This window comes from Thermaerobacter subterraneus DSM 13965, from assembly GCF_000183545.2.
Taxonomy (GTDB): domain Bacteria; phylum Bacillota; class Sulfobacillia; order Thermaerobacterales; family Thermaerobacteraceae; genus Thermaerobacter; species Thermaerobacter subterraneus.
In genome coordinates, this window is the sequence record NZ_JH976535.1 from 1,789,014 (window position 1) to 1,804,248 (window position 15,235).

Sequence of the window (15,235 nt, forward strand, 5' to 3'; positions counted from 1 at the left end):
CTCCTTACCCGGCGGCGTGGCGGATGCGCGGATCGACCAGGGAGTAGGCCAGGTCGACCACCAGGTTGGTGATCACCACCACCACGCCAGCCACCACCGTCACCGCCATGATCACCGGGTAGTCCCGGCCCATGGCCGCCTCCACCGCCAGCCGGCCCATGCCCGGCCAGGCGAACACGCTCTCGGCGATCACCGAGCCGCCCAGAAGGGCCGGGATCAGCAAACCCAGCATGGTCAGCACCGGGATCAGCGCGTTGCGCAGGGCGTGGACCACCATCACCCGGACCGGCCCCGCGCCCTTGGCCCGCGCCGTGCGGATGAAGTCCTGGTGCAGGACCTCCAGCAGCGACGACCGCACGAAGCGCAGGATGTTGGGAAGGATCACCAGCATCAGGACGAAGGACGGCATGACGAGGTGCGCCAGCCGGTCGGCCAGGGAGAACTCCGCCCCCACCGTGGCCATGTTGCCGCTGGGGAGCAGGTTCCACCGCACCGACAGGGCCATGATCAGCAGGATGCCGAACCAGAAGTCCGGCACCGATACGCCCAGGGTGGAAATCAGCGTGGCCGCGTGGTCGATCCACGACCCCCGGCGGAGGGCGGCGGCGATGCCCAGCGCCAGCCCCACGGCGAGGGAGAGCGCCAGGGTGGCGGCCGCCAGGACCGCGGTGTTGCCCAGGCGCTGCAGCACCAGGGGCATCACCGGCTCGCGGCTGTTCATGGACTGGCCGAAGTCGCCCTGCAGGGCGTCCCCCAGCCAGCGCACGTAGCGGACCGGCAGGGGCTGGTCCAGGCCCAGCTGGCGCATCAGGGCCTCCCGCTGCTCGGCCGTGGTCTCCATGCGCATGACGGCGCCGGGCCCGCCAGGGGCCAGGTTGACCAGAAGGAAGGTCACCACGGTGATCACCCACAGGACCACGAGCCCCTGCAGCAGGCGACGGCCGGCGTAGCGCAGGGATGCCATGCTGATCGCACCTCCCCCCGCCCGGATGCGGCGGGCCACGATGGGGTTCCATGCCGTCTGGGAACCTGGGCCAGACGGAGACGGACCCGGCGAACCCGCGGAACCCGGCGGGTGCTTGGGACCCGGCCAAGGCGAAAGCCGCGTGGAACCGGCCGGGAAACGCCCCCCCGGAGGAACCGGCCGGCGGGCCGGTTCCTCCGGATGGCGACGCGATGCGGGCCCGGCTCAGCGGGTCTTGTACCACTCGTCCACGTACAGGCCCTTGACGGCGTAACTGCCGGGCGGCACGTGCAGCGCCTTGTTGTAGACCACGATGCTCTCGGGCCACCACAGGTAGAGGTAGGGCAGTTCCTCGGCCATCAGCTTCTGGGCCTCGGCGTAGATGGCCTTGCGCTCCTCCTCGCTGGTGGCGGCGCGCCCGCGGCGCAGCAGGTCGTCCAGGGCGGGGTTGCGGTAGTTGGGGATGTTGTTCCCCCGGCCCGCCGCCTCCGAGGCATAGTACGGGTAGACGTCGGGGTCCGCCGGCGTGGACCACCAGGCCAAAGTCGCCTCGTAGTCCCGGTTGACGATGGCCTTTTCGATGTAGCTGTTCCAGTCGAGGACGTCCACGTCCACCTGGATGCCCAGGTCCTTCCACCACTGCTGGACCAGCAGGGTGGCGGGCACCAGCTGGCGCATCTGGGCCGCGGTCATCGTGATGTGGAAGGGCTTGCCGTCCTTCTGCAGGATGCCGTCGGGCCCCGGCTTCCAGCCGGCCTCCGCTAGCAGGGCCTTCGCCTTCTCAGGATCGTACGGATAACGGGCCACGTCGCCGTTGTAGTACTCGGCCTGCAGGGGCGGGATGGGGCCCGTGGCCACCTGGCCGTAGCCCTTGATCAGGTTCTCGATCATCGCTTCCTTGTCGATGGCGTACGAGAGCGCCTGGCGCACCCGCTTGTCCTGGAAGCGGGGGTCGTCCTGGTTGAGGGCGACGAAATAGTAGACGTTGGTCAGCACCCGCTCCAGCTGCAGGTTGGGGTTGTTCTGGAGCTTGTCCAGCAGGGTCGGGTCGTCGATGGACAGCATGTCCACCTCGCCCGCCAGCAGCTGGGCCACCTGGGCGTTGACGTCCGGGACGATGCGGAAGACCACGTCCTTGACCTTGGGCTTCTCACCCCAGTACTGCGGGTTGGGCACCAGGCGCACGTGGGAACCGGAGACGTACTCGGCCACCATGAAAGGCCCCGTGCCGACGGGGTTCTTCTTGTTGAACTCGTTCAGGCTCCACGGGTCCTCGACGCCCTCGAAGACGTGCTTGGGCAGGATGCCGGCGTAGTACGCCAGGTACGAGGGCAGCGAGGCGAAGGGCTCCTTGAGGTGGAACTCGACGGTGTGCGGGTCGACCGCCACCACCTTCTCCACCGCCTTGTACTCGCTGCTGTGGTTGGCGCCCAGGTCCGGGTTCAGGACGATCTCGTTGAAGGTGAAGGCCACGTCGTCGGCGGTGAAGGGCTGGCCGTCGGACCACTTCACGCCTTCCCGCAGCTTGAAGGTCCACACCAGGCCGTCGCCGGAGACGCTCCACTCGGTGGCCAGGTGGGGCACCGGCTTCATGTGCTCGTCCCACCGGGTGAGGCCGGGCAAGATCATCTCGTTGATGATGTTGGATTCCGCATAGGCGTTGGGGTGCCACGGGTTGAAGGTCGGGTCCGCCGGGGTCACCAGGGTGACCGTGGCGTTGGGATCGTAGGCCTCGCCACCTTCGCCGCCTCCGCTGCCCGCGCTGCCCCCGGCGCCGCCGCTGCCGGTTCCTCCCGCGCCGCCGCCCCCGCCGCTGCCGCAGGCCGCCAGCAGGGTGGCAGCGGCCACCAGCAGGGCCGCCGCGATCCGGGCCAGGGAACGCCGCCTGCTCCGGTATGGCCCGGCGGCGCCTCCGGATCCACGCCCCGCGGTGGACCCGGCCGGCCGGCCGCCGGCTTCATCCCATCGAACCGCCATGATGCATGCCCCTTTCGTCTGGTGAAGAACCCGTCGTGTGGTGAAGAACCCGTCGCGTCGAACCCATACCCCTGGATCGTCTCGTGTCAAGGCCGGGCGCCGGCCCCCGCCCCCGGGGACCTGGGCGCGCCCTGGCCCCCTCAGCTCCTGGACCCCGGGCCCGCCGCGCTGACCGCCCCGGCATAGCCCAGCTGCCGGGAGATGTCCCGGGCCGCCAGCCGCACCAGCTCGCCCAGATGCTCAAGCCGCTCGGGAGGAATGCGCAGCGACGGCCCGCCGGCGCTCACCCCCGCCACCACGCGACCCCGGGCATCGAAGATGGGCGCCCCCACGCCCCGTGCCCCGGCCTCGATGTCCTCGTCGCTGATGGCGTAGCCGCGCCGCCGGATCTCGGCCAGCTCGGCCCGCAGCTGCTGGGGGTCGACCACCGTCTTGGGCGTGTACCGGGGGAGGAAGGGCAGCATGTCCAGCACCCGTGCCTGCTCGGCTTCGGGCAGGAAGGCCAGCATGGCCTTGGGCACGGCTCCCGCGTGCAGGGGGCTGCGCGCCCCCAGGGGCGTGGCCAGGCGCAGGCCCGCCGGGCCATCCCGCCGGTCGATGACCACCGCCATGCCGTCGACCAGGGCGATCAGGTGCACCGTCTCCCCCGTCTCCGCCGCCAGCCGGTCCAGGATCGGCTGGGCCAGCCGGATCAGGGAGCGCTCTTCCGCCGCCAGCACCGCCAGGCTCAGCAGCATGGGAGTCAGCACATAGCGCCCGTGCTCCCCCAGCCGGATCAGGCCATAGGCCTCCAGCGTCTTGAGGCAGCGGAAGCACTGGTTCTTCCCCAGCCCGGTGATCCGGGCCAGCTCGGCCAGGCTGTGCTCGTGGGGCGGTTCCCGGAAGGCGAAGAGCACGTCCAGGGCCTTGATGACCGCCTGGATCACGTAGCCGTGGCCCGGCCCCGCCGGTGACTGGGGTGCCGGCCGGGCCGGCTTGGACACCGGCTGGGGTGCCGGCCGGGGCGCGGGCTGGGGTAGCGGCTGGGATCCGGGCCGCTGCGCCGCCCGGGACACCGGCCGGGCGCCCTGCTCCCCCGCCATGGGCACCAGACCTCCTTTCCATAAGGGCTTGCCGCAAGGGCTTGCGTGAGGCTGAACCGCATCGGTTGATCTGTTCAACCACCGCGGTCCAGTCAACCGCCGGATTAGTCGCTACCGATTCGCCTCACCTTCGCCGGTTCCTGCTAGCCGCCCGGAGGATTTCGAAAAATTTTTTGCCTCAGGCGACGACCAGCAGGAGGAGCCGGCATCCCCACGCCGAATCCGAGGCACATCGCTCAGTCAAATTGTTTGATTTAGTCAAATAAAGGAGGTGAGGCGGCATGCGCGCCCGGATCAACGGGGTCGAGCTGGTCTACGAGGTGTTCGGCGAGGGGATCCCCCTGCTCACCCTGCACGGTGGTCCCGGGCTGGGCAGCCGGGCCGGCGACCGGGAGGCGTTCATGCCCTTCACGGAGCTGGGGCTCCAGCTGGTGTGCTTCGACCAGCGGGGTTCCGGCGAGTCGGAAGGAGCGCCCCCGTACAGCCACGAGCAGTGGGTGGCGGATATCGAAGGGCTCCGGCAGCACCTGGGCCTGGGCAAGATGGTCCTGGCCGGCGGCTCCTACGGCGGCCACTTGGCCCTGGAGTACGCCCTGCGCTACCCGGAGAACCTCTACGCGCTGATCCTGCGGGACACCGCCGCCAGCAACCGCTACCAGGAGAAGGCGGTGCAGGCGGCCCTGGCCCGCAACCTGCCCGGGGTGGACCGCGCCATGCTGGCCCGGCTCTTCGCCGGCCAGGTCTACGATGACGAGGACTTCCGCGCCTGCTACGAGGCGATCATGCCCCTTTACGAGGTCAACTTCGATCCTGAGCGGGCCCGGGCCAAGCTGGAGCGGATCCGCTTCCGCCACGAGACCCACAACTGGGCCTTCTCCCGCAACCAGCCCCAATATGACCTGACGAACCGGCTGCCCGAGATCCAGGTGCCCACCCTGGTCCTCTGCGGCCGCCACGACTGGATCACGCCCCTGGAGGCCTCCGAGGAGATCGCCCGGCTCATGCCCAGGGCGCGGCTGGTGGTGTTCGACCACAGCGGCCACTCGCCCCAGGTGGAGGAACCGGAAAAGTTCCGCCGGGTGGTGCGGGAGTTCCTGCTGGAGGTCGTGCCCGGGCTCAAGGGCTAGCCTGGCTTCCGGGGGCGGAGGGTGGCTGCGGCGGGCGGCGGGTCCCACCCCGCTGCGGAGCAGCCGCGGCGGGCGCAAGCCCGGCGAGCGGACCGGACGCGTGGAGCTTGAAAGGCTTGACAGCGCCTGGAGAAAGGAAGTTGCCCGTGAGCAACAGCATGCCCGAACCCGCGGCGGGTGCCGCCGCGGCGGGTTCGACCGCCAAGAGGAAGAAGTACGACGGCTACCGTTCCTTCCAGTTCCTTGAGCCGGGGGTCGACTACCGGCCCTTCCAGCTGGCCAGGGAGATCGGCCGGGTCTCCCCCTACGTGGTGGAGGTGTCCGACGCCCAGGAGCAGCGGGTCCAGCGGCTCCTGGCGGAGAACGTGGTGATCTCCCTCCACGAGCACCTGATGGTGATCCCCGAGGACGTGGGACAGGTCTTCGACTACATCCGCGAGGGCCGGATCTTCACGGGCTACGAGGGCCTGGCGGCTTCGGGGCTCGATGCCGTGTGCGAGAACTTCCTCAACGGCGCCGCCACCATCACCTCCAAGATGGGGTGGAAGTGGACCGACATCATCCACGACATCGGCATGCGCTTCGCCGACCTGGCCCACCAGGACTTCGTCATCCGGGCGGAGCGGGTCGACGACATCCTGCGCGCCCACGCCGAGGGCCGGGTCGCCCTGATCCCCAGCCTGGAGGCGGCGACGCCCATCGAGAACGAGCTGGACCGGCTCGATGTGCTGTACGGCCTGGGGATCCGGATGATGGGCATCGCCTACAGCGAGGGCAATGCCCTGGGGTGCGGCCTGCGGGAGCCGCGGGACGGCGGGCTGACGGTCTTCGGCCGGCAGGCCGTGGAGCGGATGAACAAGCTGGGCATCGCCATCGACGTGTCCCACTCGGGCGACCAGACGGCCCTGGATACGATCCGGTTCAGCAAGAAGCCGGTCTTCATCACCCACGCCGGGGCCCGCGCCCTGTGGCCCAGCCGGCGCCTCAAGCCCGACGAGGTGATCAAGGCCTGCGCCGAGCGGGGCGGCGTGATCGGCATCGAGGCGGCGCCCCACACCACCCTGACCCGCAACCACCCCGAGCACAGCATCGAGTCGGTGATGGAGCACTTCGAGTACTGCGTCGAGCTGGTGGGCATCGACCACGTGACCTTCGGGCCCGATCTGCTCTTCGGCGACCACGTGGCCCTGCACAAGGCCTTTGCCGCCCACCTGTCCATCGGCGCCAGCAAGGCGTCGGGCGAGGACCATCCCCATGTGCCCTATGTGCGGGGCCTGGAGAACATCGCCGAGGCATGGCCCAACATCGTCCGCTGGCTCGTCAAGCACAACTACTCCGACGACGAGATCAAGAAGGTGATCGGCGGCAATACGCTGCGGGTGCTGCGGGAGGTCTGGCACGGGTAGGTGTAGGGGGACGGATGGCGGCCGCGCAGCCTGCCGGTCCGAAGACGGTCTTTGAGGATGGCCATTGGGGATGGCCATTGGGGATGGCCTTTGAGGTGGCCGCCACGTGCAACTGTTCGACGACCACCACGCCACATCCTGGCGGACATCCCGGGCCCGCGCATGGAGCCGGGCCAGCCGGCGGCGGGCCTGTTGCCACCCCCGGCTGCCCTTTTGGCGGCGGGCCAGGGCGCGGCTGGACCGGGCGATCTTTCGGAGCGCTTTTTCAAGGGGCCGAGGATTCGGCCCCTTCTCACCTGTCGAAAGGACCGCCAGGTGCTTGACGCCCGCATCGACGCCGACGACCTTCCAGGGGAACCAAGGGCGGCCTGGCGGCCGCTCCACCTCGCAGGTGAAGCTGACGAACCACCGGCCCCCCCTCCCGTGACACCGTGGCCGCGAGGATGCGGGCCGTTCCCGCCTGAATGCGCCGAAGGAGGGCCGTGGCCGGCTCGTGGGTCTTCACCCACCCGATCCGGGGCAGCACGACGCGGCTCTTGTCGTCCACCCGGATCGCACCCGTGGTGAACCGCACCGACTCCCGGCCACGGCCCTTATTCCGGAAACAAATGACTAAGAAGCGCGTTAGCTGTTCTAAGCCCCTCCACCTGGTACCGGGCAAAGAACTCGGCGAGAGGGCAGGAGGTCCGAATGACGGTAAAACGTCCCCGATCAGCCCTGTCCACGGTCTGGCGTCGAGCAACCACGTGCTCACGAGCTATTCCCTCACCACGAGCTATTCCCTCACCCGGTCCCCGGCCGGTTCCCGGCGCGCGGCCGCCTGCGCCAGCGCCTGTGCGCCCGCCTCGTTCAGGCCATCTTTTCGGCCCACCGCCGAGCACGGGATGTACGGATCGCTTCCCGGGCCTCCCCCGTGTCCACGGGCCGATCGATCTTCAGCACGCTGCGCAGCTCCTTGAGACTCCGCGGCCGTGGCAGCGCCCTGTGGCGGGCCAGCGCCCACAAGCTCCGCCACACCTTTGGGACGCGGCTGCCTGAGGCGGGCGTCGACCTGCTTGTCATCAAGGACCTGCTCGGCCACGCGACGGTGGCGACGACCCCGATTTACGCGCATGTGGCCCAGCGGCGGCCAAGGGAGTCAGTACGATCTCCCCGTTGCCGTTGACGTCAACGAGCACCTCGTCGCCTTCCGCAAGGTCCACCCGCTCCCGGATCGCCTTGGCGAGGGTCACTTGTCCTCGTTGCAGGATCGCGATGGCTACGGCCCGATCTCCTTCCCCCTCACCATTCCGCCAGCCGCGCCGCCAGGCGCCTGAGGTCGCGGTCGTTGGAGGCGACCCGGTAAGGCTCGGCCTGCGACCGGGAGGCCAAATAGCCGTCCACGAAATCAAGTTTTTTCGAGTACCGGCTGAGGGCGTAGAGAATGTGCTCGTCGTCCTCACACTCCACCCCGGGTAAGGCAAGCACCCGCTCGACAAGGCCGGCCGCTTCGCGGGGATGCAGGCCGAAGCCTGAAAGCACAAGCAACGTTTCAAAGACCACGATGGGCGTTACCACCAGGGTCACCGCGCCCCGAGCGGCCCGCTCAAAGAGGGCCCGCACCCGGTCCCGGACGTCGTTGTCCGGAGCCTGGTCTGGCGCGAGCAAGTAGATAATCAGGTTGGTGTCCAGCAACCACCGCTCCGTCACGATGCGTCCCTCGCCGGCGCCGCTTCCCGCCACACCGCATCCGCGTGCGGCTTGGGCTGGCTCTCGCGCCAGGCTTCGGCGTAATCGCCGGCGGCCCGCTCAAGGGCTTCGGTCAGGGACCGGCCCACCTTGCCCGTCAGCGCCCCCGCCACCTCCTCGATAGACCGGGGTGCTGGAAGCGGGTGCAGCACGATGTCGCCGCCCTCAGTCACGTAGCAGACCATCTTTCGCCCTTCGGTAATGCCAAGGGCTTCCCGGATTCCGACCGGCAGGGTGACCTGTCCTCGGCCACCAACGCGGAGGATTGCCATAAGCCCCTCACCTCGCGCCCTCATTGTCCGTTACCTCCCCCTAGATGTCAATCTGACCCACTGGCTTCCGGTTTGATTACTCTTATGCGGAATGGTGGGCCTTTATGGCGCATTCTATTCAGGGAAGGCGAAAGACCATACAGGCGTGCCTACTTCCAGCATACCACCGCGGTGGCTGCAAGCGATTGCGGCTCCCCGTTATGGCCCGTTGACGTCGTGCCGCTACGCCTGTAGCGTTGCAGGGGATGGGATGTGAGACCTTGCCGGACGATGGATTCTGGAGTGCCGGGTGCTGGAGTGCCGAACTCGCCGCAGCCAGGGGGCGCGTCGCCCGGATCGCCGCCCGGACGCCCCTGATCCCCTCTCCCGCGCTGTCGGAGCGGCTGGGAACCGGCGTGTACCTGAAGCTCGAAACGCTTCAGCCCACGGGTTCCTTCAAGCTCCGGGGCGCCGCCAACAAGCTGGTCCGGCTCGCCGAATCGGCACCCAGCCTCGGATCACCGCCCGGTGTGGTCACCTTCTCCACGGGTAACCACGGGCGGGCCGTGGCCTACGTGGCCCGGCGGCTGGGACTCCGGGCCGTGGTGTGCGTCTCGGAGGGCGTGCCGCCCGTCAAGCTGGAGGCCATCCGCCGGCTAGGGGCCGAACTGGCCATGGCCCCCACCCAGGACGACGCGGAAGCCCTCTGCGCCCGCCTCGCTACCGAGCAGGGGCTGGTCGTGGTTCATCCCTTCGACGACCCCGACATCATCGCCGGCCAGGGCACCCTCGGCCTGGAAATCCTGGACGATCTGCCCGAGGTGGAGGCGGTGATCGTTCCGCTCTCCGGCGGTGGCCTGCTGTCCGGTGTGGGCCTGGCCCTGCGGCACTTCGGACCGCCCCGCCCCGTGCAGCTCATCGGCGTTTCCATGGAACGGGGGCGGGTGATGTTCCACAGCCTCCGGGCCGGCCACCCCGTCACCCTGCCCGAGGAACCCAGCCTGGCCGACAGCCTGGTGGGCGGCATCGGCCTAGACAACCGCTGGACCTTCCGCCTGGTGGGCCGCCTGGCGACCGACGCCGTGCTGGTCTCGGAAGAAGCCATCGCCCGGGCCATGACCTTCATGCTGGAAGAACACGGCCTCCTGGTGGAAGGCGGCGCCGCCACCGCCATCGCCGCCCTGCTGGAGGCCGCCCCGCCAACCGGAACCGGCCGGCCCGACGCGGCTGCAGGCCGCAACCCCTTGACCTCCCTGAGGGGGGTCTTCCCCTGGCGGCCCGGGGGCCCCCTGCCCGTTCCCCGCCGCATCGTGGTGGTGGTCACGGGCCGCAACGTGGATCCGCGGCGGGTGCTCGGCGGCTGATGTCCCCGGCGCCCCGTGCCGGGACGGAGCGCGGCCCTCGCCGCAGCCTCAAGATGCCTCAAGATGCAGGGGTCCCCGATTGTTCAACGAGGAATCCCCGATTGTTCACTGACCGGCTCCCGATTGTTCGACGGCCCCTAATCACCCCGGCCGGCCTTTCAGGCTACCGCGGCCTCAAGGAGAAACAGGCGGGGCCGCTTCGGATCTGCCTCCAGCCGGGCCCGGATACCCAGCGGCAGGGTGAACATGGGGTCGGTGTGGCCAAAGTCGAAGTCGACGGCCACGGGAAAGTCGTAGCCGCGCACCGCCCGTAGAACGATCTCATCGAGGGGGTCGTCCTCGGAAAAGCCCACCTGGGGAGGGAAGCGCCCCAGCACCAGGCCGGCGATACGGGCGAACACGCCCATGTGGCGGAGCTGCGTCAACATGCGATCGACGGTGGCGGGTTGCTCGGCCTCGTCGTCCTCCAGGCAGAGGATCGCGCCGTCGACCTGAGGCCACCAGGGCGTCCCCGCCAGCAGAAGCAGCGTGCCGGCGTTGCCGGCCAGGATCGGGCCCTCGGCCCGGCCCGGGCGCAGGGTGCGCGGTCCCGGATTGGGTACGTAGCGCCGGGGCCGGTCGTCCTCCACGTCCCAGCGCAGGTGTTCCGGTGTCCACTCGCTTGACGGCACCAGTTCACCCGGTGGCGCGGCCTCCACGGTGACCTGGCGCAGGTGCTCCCACGTGTACGGGTGGATCCCGCCGTACTCGCCGAACTGCGGCAACAACGCGGGGCCGAGGATAGTCACCAGCCCGGTGCGGGCGTGCAAGGCCACGTGCAGGGCCGTGATGTCACTGTAGCCGATAAACAGCTTGGGATGGCGGGCGATGTACTCGTAGTCCAGGTCTTCCAGCAGGTGGTGGGAGTTGTAGCCTCCAATGGTATTGATGATGGCCTTGACGTCGGGATCCCGCCAGAGGTCGTGCAGATCGCCCAGCCGTTGTTCGGGCGTCCCGGCGGTGTGGCCGTGGTGAGCCGTGACGTGACAAGCCGGCCGGGGACGGAAACCCCGCCGTTCGAGTTCCGTAAGGCCGCGCTGATAGCGCCGCGGGCACTCGGCGGCCACCGGGGCCGACAGGGACACGACGCCGACGGTGTCTCCGGGACGCAACCGTGCGGGTTTACGCAGCGCCATCCCCATCCTCTCCACCAAGCCCCCTCCGACCTCCTGCAGGCCCCTCCAACCTCTGCGGGCCATGCGGCCAGCCCTGCTCGAGAGCCCGTGCACCGACCTGGTTGGCCGATGCGGTTCTTGCGGTAGGCGTTCTGGGTCCTGGCTCGGGTCGCCCTTCTACCGCGCTGGCCCACGGGTCCGGCGCGCAGGCCCGCGGGTGCAGGGTGCTGGCCCGTAGGTTCGGCCGTCGGGTCCGGCCGTCGGGTGCGGCCTCCGGGCCGGGCCAACGGGCCGGCCGGCGCACCCGGTCTACGGGACCAGCCTGCAGACACGTCCCTATCGGCGTTCGGGTCCGGCCGCGGCCGGCCGGCTACCGCCCCCGGCGGGCCGCCGCCCGGCCGATGGCATAGCCGCCCCAGGCTACCAGGAACAGCACCAGACCCGTGGGCAGGACCCAGCCAAAGAAGCCGGCCGCCGAACCGGCGCCGGCTGCACCAGCGGTCGCCGGCCCCTCTTCGGCCAGGTAACGGATCAGCAAAAAGGCGGCCAGCCACAAGAGGTTGACGGCGCCCACCACTTCGATGCGGTGCATGGAACGGCCCCCTGCCTTGCTGCTGCGCCGAGCGGGATCGGGGCGAGCCCATTCGCCTGGCGATCGATGTGCGCCCCCCACTCACCGGCCTTTACGACGCGGTTAGCCCAGTCGGTCACTGCGTCGCCCGTTGCCCGCATTACCGCTGCCGCTTGAGCGGCGCCGGCTGGGCCTGGCGCGTGGCCGCGGCCTGTTCGGCCCCCGGCCAGCGGCCGGTCCTGAGCTCGTCCACCAGGTTGAACAGGTAGTGGCGGAAGTCGGGGGCCAGCTCCGGCCGCATCAGGGCAAACTCCACCGTGGCCTGCAGGAAGCCCAGCTTCTCCCCCACGTCATAGCGCCGGGACCGGGTCTGGTAGGCGTAGACCGCCTGGTCCCGGGCCAGCATCCGCAGGGCGTCGGTCAGCTGGATCTCGTCGTTCTTGCCGCGGCCCACCCGCTCCAGCAGGTCGAAGATCTCGGGCTCGATGATGTACCGGCCGACGATGGCCAGATTGGAGGGGGCCTCCGCCGGGTCGGGCTTTTCCACCATGTCCCGGACGCGGTAGAGGCCCTCCCCCACCGGCTCCCCCGCCACCACGCCATAGCGCCGCACCTGCTCCCGCGGCACCTCCCGCACGGCCACCACGCTGGCGCCCGTCTCGCGGTAGCGGGCCATCAGCTCCGCCAGGGCCGGTTCGTCCCCGATGAAGATCTCATCGCCCAGGAGCACGGCGAAGGGCTCGTCGCCCACGTGGCGGCGGGCCTGCAGCACCGCGTGGCCCAGTCCCAGCGGCTCCTTCTGCCGGACGAAGTGGACGTCGGCCAGGTCGGCGATGTAGCGCACCCACTCCAGCATCTCGTCCTTGTTGCCCCGCTCCAGGTGCCACTCCAGCTCGATGGAGCGGTCGAAGTGGTCTTCGATGGCACGCTTGCCGCGACCCGTGACGATCAGGATGTCGTCGATACCGGCCGCCACGGCCTCCTCCACCACATACTGGATGATGGGCTTGTCGACCACGGGCAGCATTTCCTTGGGCTGGGCTTTGGTGGCCGGCAGGAAGCGCGTGCCCAGGCCGGCCGCCGGGATCACGGCCTTGCGGACGGTGCGTGGCAAGGGACGAACCCTCCCCAACTTCCGGCGACGGTGTCGCCGGCCCACGAGGCCGGCGTATCCGTTGGTTTCCTGTCCCACATGCTTGCAATTCGGGCGTCAAGCAGCAGTTCCTCTTGCCGGTTTTGCGTCCTCCAGTCGAAGCTTCATCATCCATCGGTGACATCTTGTAGACCGCGCTACCGCGGCTCCCGGCCGGCGGCCGCCGGTGCCGGCGCCTGGATCCCCGCACCGCCCCGGGCCAGTTCCTGCAGCTTCCGTTCCAGGATGCCCAGGGCCTGGCGGAGCCCCTCGATGCTGTCCTTTCCCGCCACCAGGACCCCGTCGCGGGTGGCCGCCAGGACCAGATCCCGAACCCCCATCACCACCGCGGGCAGTTCCTCGGTCAGGACCGTGACCCCGGAGGAACCTTGCACCACCGCGGGCGCCGTGCCCAGCACCACGTTGCCGTGTTCGTCCCGAATGCCGTGGCGGTCGACGGCCAGCCAGGATCCCAGGTCGTCCCATGCGAAGCCCGCGCGGATGCAGAGGATGCGGCGCGCCCGCTCCAGGACGGCGTAGTCGACGGAGATGGACGGGAGCGCCTGCCAGTCGGCCTCCCACGCCGACCGCGGCTCGCCGGCGGCCACCCTCGCCGCCAGGCGCCCGAGATCCGGCGCCACCCGCTGGAGTTCCGCGCAGAAGACCGTGTTGCGCCACGCGAACATCCCGCTGTTCCAGAGGTAGCGGCCCGAGGCCAGGAAGGCAGCCGCCTGTTCCGGTCCCGGTTTCTCGACGAACCGGCGAACGGGCACGGCAGCCGGTCCGGCGACTCCCGCGGCCCTGGTGACGATGGGAACGCCGGGTCGCACCGCCCGTTGGTCGAGTTCAATGTAGCCGTACTGGGTTTCGGGCCGGGTGGGCTCGATGCCGAAGGTGACAAGCCCCTCCGTCGTCGCCGCGGCGTCCAGGGCGCGGTCCGCCGCCTCGACGAAGGCACGGACGTCGGGAACGTAATGGTCCGCGGGAAGAACCAACACCGCGGCGTCGCCGTAACGGCTCGCGACATGCCCCGCCACCAGGGCGAGCGCGGGCGCCGTGTTCTTCCCCGACGGCTCGATCACCAGGTGCTCGGCGGCGAGCCCCGGCAGGACCTGACGGGTCAGGCCGGCGTAAGGCGCCCCCGTGACCACCCACACGTCCCGGATCCCGGGCACCGCCCGGGCCCGCTCCCAGGTGGCTTCGAGCAGCGTTCGTCCGCCGAAGAGCCGCAGGAACTGCTTGGGGCGCTGGGGCGTGCTGGCCGGCCAGAGCCGGCGCCCTTCACCGCCCGCGAGGATGACGGCGATGCGTGGCAAAGCGGGCATCGTGCCTCTCCCTTCCGGTTCACGCCATCCCGCCACCTGGCTGTCGTGCGATGCGTCGATCCCGCCGGCTTTACCGGCCCGCATCGGGAGGTACGGCTGGAGGGATGCTCCGTTGGAAACCGTTCCTGGTCAAGTGTACCGTCGACTGGAATGACAGGCAACGTCATGGTGGTGGCCGAGAACCGGTCCCTTCACCGACGATACCCGCGGGAACCGGGTTACAATGTTAGCATAACCGGCCAGACGCTGCGGCACGTCTTTCATGGTGGGGGGCCGTCCATGAAGGGGGCGGGGAGTGCGGGATGAACAGAGCCCGCGATTGGCTGGCCCAGGCGCGGCTGAACTTGCGACATGCCAAGCATAGCTGCGACGTGGGAGACTATGCCTGGGCTTGCTTTGCGGCCCATCAAGCTGCCGAAGCAGCTCTCAAAGCACTGCACCTGGCCAAAGGCCAGGTAGCGTGGGGACATTCCGTTCGTCTCCTGCTCGACATGTTGCCGGATGAGGTCAAACCCGGCGACTCCTTCATCGAGCGCGTCGCAGTTCTTGACCGGCTGTATATCCCGACCCGCTACCCGGATGCCCACCCAGCGGGACCAGCCGGACAGCACTATGCTCTCAAGGATGCCGAGGAGGCGATCCAGCTCGCCGGCGAGGTGGTGGATTACTGTGCAGGTCAGGGTCTGGAAGATTGACCGTGGTGCCGTCCTGGAACAGGTCAAGCGATGGGCGGACGACCTGCTCCGTCGCGTGGCGGATGTGGAGGCCGTCGTGCTCTTCGGCTCCATGGCGCGGGGCGATGCAACCGCCCACAGCGACGTCGACTTGCTCATCGTGTTGAGGCAATCGGACTTGCCCTTTCACGAGCGCCATCGGTCCATCCCGTACCCGCCCGTACCCGTACCTGTGGAACTCTTCCCTTACACGGTCGCTGAAGTCGAAACGATGCTACGGGAGGGCTGGGGCATGGCGGGACCGGCGGCCCGCGACGGTTTGGTTCTGGCCGAACGCGACGGGGCGTGGAAAGCGTTAATCGATGGACGGGGGCTCAGTTCCACGATCCCCCCTCGGGGCACAATCGGGAAGTCGTAAGACGGTTCCCCCGCCCTACGTGCGGACCTGGTGCGTCAGGAGCCATCGCGCACGGGCAGTGC

The 15,235-nt window shown here is 69.4% G+C and carries 16 protein-coding genes and 1 pseudogene; 6 read left to right on the forward strand and 11 right to left on the reverse strand.

Going from position 1 to position 15,235, the window contains the following annotated elements:
* Positions 1 to 4: 4 nt before the first annotated feature.
* The 3 genes from THESUDRAFT_RS07355 to THESUDRAFT_RS07365 form a co-directional block, all read right to left on the reverse strand.
* Positions 5 to 964, reverse strand: coding sequence for an ABC transporter permease (locus THESUDRAFT_RS07355; RefSeq protein WP_006904138.1), 960 nt, complete (start codon positions 962 to 964; stop codon positions 5 to 7).
* A gap of 225 nt (positions 965 to 1,189) precedes the next feature.
* Positions 1,190 to 2,941, reverse strand: coding sequence for an ABC transporter substrate-binding protein (locus THESUDRAFT_RS07360; protein WP_006904139.1), 1,752 nt, complete (start codon positions 2,939 to 2,941; stop codon positions 1,190 to 1,192).
* A 140-nt stretch (positions 2,942 to 3,081) separates the two neighbouring features.
* Positions 3,082 to 4,023: an IclR family transcriptional regulator gene (locus THESUDRAFT_RS07365; RefSeq protein WP_006904140.1), complete on the reverse strand. Its 942-nt coding sequence runs from the start codon at positions 4,021 to 4,023 to the stop codon at positions 3,082 to 3,084.
* Positions 4,024 to 4,304: 281 nt separating this feature from the next.
* On the opposite strand from THESUDRAFT_RS07365, the gene THESUDRAFT_RS07370 reads away from it, so the two are divergent.
* On the forward strand, positions 4,305 to 5,150 hold the full coding sequence (locus THESUDRAFT_RS07370) for an alpha/beta fold hydrolase (protein WP_006904141.1): 846 nt from the start codon (positions 4,305 to 4,307) through the stop codon (positions 5,148 to 5,150).
* 146 nt (positions 5,151 to 5,296) lie between these two features.
* Positions 5,297 to 6,556, forward strand: a complete 1,260-nt coding sequence (locus THESUDRAFT_RS07375) for a dipeptidase (RefSeq protein ID WP_242823273.1) — start codon at positions 5,297 to 5,299, stop codon at positions 6,554 to 6,556.
* Positions 6,557 to 6,748: 192 nt separating this feature from the next.
* On the opposite strand, the pseudogene THESUDRAFT_RS14495 reads toward THESUDRAFT_RS07375, so the two are convergent.
* Positions 6,749 to 6,940, reverse strand: a pseudogene (locus tag THESUDRAFT_RS14495) (transposase); the annotation flags it as partial.
* A gap of 529 nt (positions 6,941 to 7,469) precedes the next feature.
* On the opposite strand from THESUDRAFT_RS14495, the gene THESUDRAFT_RS14500 reads away from it, so the two are divergent.
* On the forward strand, positions 7,470 to 7,721 hold the full coding sequence (locus THESUDRAFT_RS14500) for a tyrosine-type recombinase/integrase (RefSeq protein ID WP_242823274.1): 252 nt from the start codon (positions 7,470 to 7,472) through the stop codon (positions 7,719 to 7,721).
* Here the strand turns inward: THESUDRAFT_RS14500 and THESUDRAFT_RS15185 are convergent.
* From THESUDRAFT_RS15185 to THESUDRAFT_RS07380, 3 genes are read right to left on the reverse strand one after another with little or no spacing between them, the layout of a single operon-like run.
* Positions 7,618 to 7,947 carry an AbrB/MazE/SpoVT family DNA-binding domain-containing protein gene (locus tag THESUDRAFT_RS15185; protein ID WP_341349086.1) on the reverse strand — a complete coding sequence of 110 codons (330 nt, stop codon included), beginning with the start codon at positions 7,945 to 7,947 and terminating at the stop codon, positions 7,618 to 7,620. The two genes, THESUDRAFT_RS14500 and THESUDRAFT_RS15185, sit on opposite strands and share 104 nt — an antisense overlap.
* Positions 7,838 to 8,245 carry a PIN domain-containing protein gene (locus THESUDRAFT_RS12335; RefSeq protein WP_006904144.1) on the reverse strand — a complete coding sequence of 136 codons (408 nt, stop codon included), beginning with the start codon at positions 8,243 to 8,245 and terminating at the stop codon, positions 7,838 to 7,840. Before THESUDRAFT_RS12335 ends, THESUDRAFT_RS15185 begins: the two co-directional genes overlap by 110 nt.
* Complete coding sequence (locus THESUDRAFT_RS07380) at positions 8,242 to 8,580, reverse strand: AbrB/MazE/SpoVT family DNA-binding domain-containing protein (protein WP_006904145.1); 339 nt, start codon at positions 8,578 to 8,580, stop codon at positions 8,242 to 8,244. Before THESUDRAFT_RS07380 ends, THESUDRAFT_RS12335 begins: the two co-directional genes overlap by 4 nt.
* Positions 8,581 to 8,816: 236 nt before the next feature.
* Between THESUDRAFT_RS07380 and THESUDRAFT_RS07385 the strand changes: the two genes are divergently transcribed.
* Positions 8,817 to 9,899, forward strand: coding sequence for a pyridoxal-phosphate dependent enzyme (locus THESUDRAFT_RS07385; protein ID WP_006904146.1), 1,083 nt, complete (start codon positions 8,817 to 8,819; stop codon positions 9,897 to 9,899).
* 158 nt (positions 9,900 to 10,057) lie between these two features.
* Here the strand turns inward: THESUDRAFT_RS07385 and THESUDRAFT_RS07390 are convergent, their stop codons facing one another.
* The 4 genes from THESUDRAFT_RS07390 to THESUDRAFT_RS07405 form a co-directional block, all read right to left on the reverse strand.
* Positions 10,058 to 11,074 (reverse strand): S66 peptidase family protein, encoded by a 1,017-nt coding sequence (locus THESUDRAFT_RS07390; RefSeq protein ID WP_156821756.1) that lies wholly within the window; start codon positions 11,072 to 11,074, stop codon positions 10,058 to 10,060.
* Positions 11,075 to 11,423: 349 nt separating this feature from the next.
* The gene (locus THESUDRAFT_RS07395) at positions 11,424 to 11,645 is read right to left on the reverse strand and encodes a hypothetical protein (protein ID WP_006904148.1); all 222 of its coding nucleotides are present in this window, start codon (positions 11,643 to 11,645) and stop codon (positions 11,424 to 11,426) included.
* A 139-nt stretch (positions 11,646 to 11,784) separates the two neighbouring features.
* Positions 11,785 to 12,738, reverse strand: coding sequence for a UTP--glucose-1-phosphate uridylyltransferase GalU (galU, locus tag THESUDRAFT_RS07400; protein WP_006904149.1), 954 nt, complete (start codon positions 12,736 to 12,738; stop codon positions 11,785 to 11,787).
* 176 nt (positions 12,739 to 12,914) lie between these two features.
* Positions 12,915 to 14,081: a mannose-1-phosphate guanylyltransferase gene (locus THESUDRAFT_RS07405; protein WP_006904150.1), complete on the reverse strand. Its 1,167-nt coding sequence runs from the start codon at positions 14,079 to 14,081 to the stop codon at positions 12,915 to 12,917.
* A gap of 302 nt (positions 14,082 to 14,383) precedes the next feature.
* On the opposite strand from THESUDRAFT_RS07405, the gene THESUDRAFT_RS12940 reads away from it, so the two are divergent.
* Positions 14,384 to 14,776, forward strand: coding sequence for a HEPN domain-containing protein (locus THESUDRAFT_RS12940; RefSeq protein WP_006904151.1), 393 nt, complete (start codon positions 14,384 to 14,386; stop codon positions 14,774 to 14,776).
* Positions 14,706 to 15,173: a nucleotidyltransferase domain-containing protein gene (locus THESUDRAFT_RS07410; protein WP_051009317.1), complete on the forward strand. Its 468-nt coding sequence runs from the start codon at positions 14,706 to 14,708 to the stop codon at positions 15,171 to 15,173. The genes THESUDRAFT_RS12940 and THESUDRAFT_RS07410 overlap by 71 nt, the downstream gene beginning before the upstream one ends.
* Positions 15,174 to 15,235 lie beyond the last annotated feature (62 nt).

Excerpts from the sequence above, each read along its gene's own strand:
- THESUDRAFT_RS07355 (WP_006904138.1), bottom strand. The coding sequence starts at position 964 with ATGGCATCCCTGCGCTACGCCGGCCGTCGCCTGCTGCAGGGGCTCGTG.
- THESUDRAFT_RS07360 (WP_006904139.1), bottom strand. The coding sequence starts at position 2,941 with ATGGCGGTTCGATGGGATGAAGCCGGCGGCCGGCCGGCCGGGTCCACC.
- THESUDRAFT_RS07365 (WP_006904140.1), bottom strand. The coding sequence starts at position 4,023 with ATGGCGGGGGAGCAGGGCGCCCGGCCGGTGTCCCGGGCGGCGCAGCGG.
- THESUDRAFT_RS07370 (WP_006904141.1), top strand. The coding sequence starts at position 4,305 with ATGCGCGCCCGGATCAACGGGGTCGAGCTGGTCTACGAGGTGTTCGGC.
- THESUDRAFT_RS07380 (WP_006904145.1), bottom strand. The coding sequence starts at position 8,580 with ATGAGGGCGCGAGGTGAGGGGCTTATGGCAATCCTCCGCGTTGGTGGC.
- THESUDRAFT_RS07390 (WP_156821756.1), bottom strand. The coding sequence starts at position 11,074 with ATGGCGCTGCGTAAACCCGCACGGTTGCGTCCCGGAGACACCGTCGGC.
- THESUDRAFT_RS07395 (WP_006904148.1), bottom strand. The coding sequence starts at position 11,645 with ATGCACCGCATCGAAGTGGTGGGCGCCGTCAACCTCTTGTGGCTGGCC.
- THESUDRAFT_RS07405 (WP_006904150.1), bottom strand. The coding sequence starts at position 14,081 with ATGCCCGCTTTGCCACGCATCGCCGTCATCCTCGCGGGCGGTGAAGGG.
- THESUDRAFT_RS12940 (WP_006904151.1), top strand. The coding sequence starts at position 14,384 with ATGAACAGAGCCCGCGATTGGCTGGCCCAGGCGCGGCTGAACTTGCGA.
- THESUDRAFT_RS07410 (WP_051009317.1), top strand. The coding sequence starts at position 14,706 with ATGCCGAGGAGGCGATCCAGCTCGCCGGCGAGGTGGTGGATTACTGTG.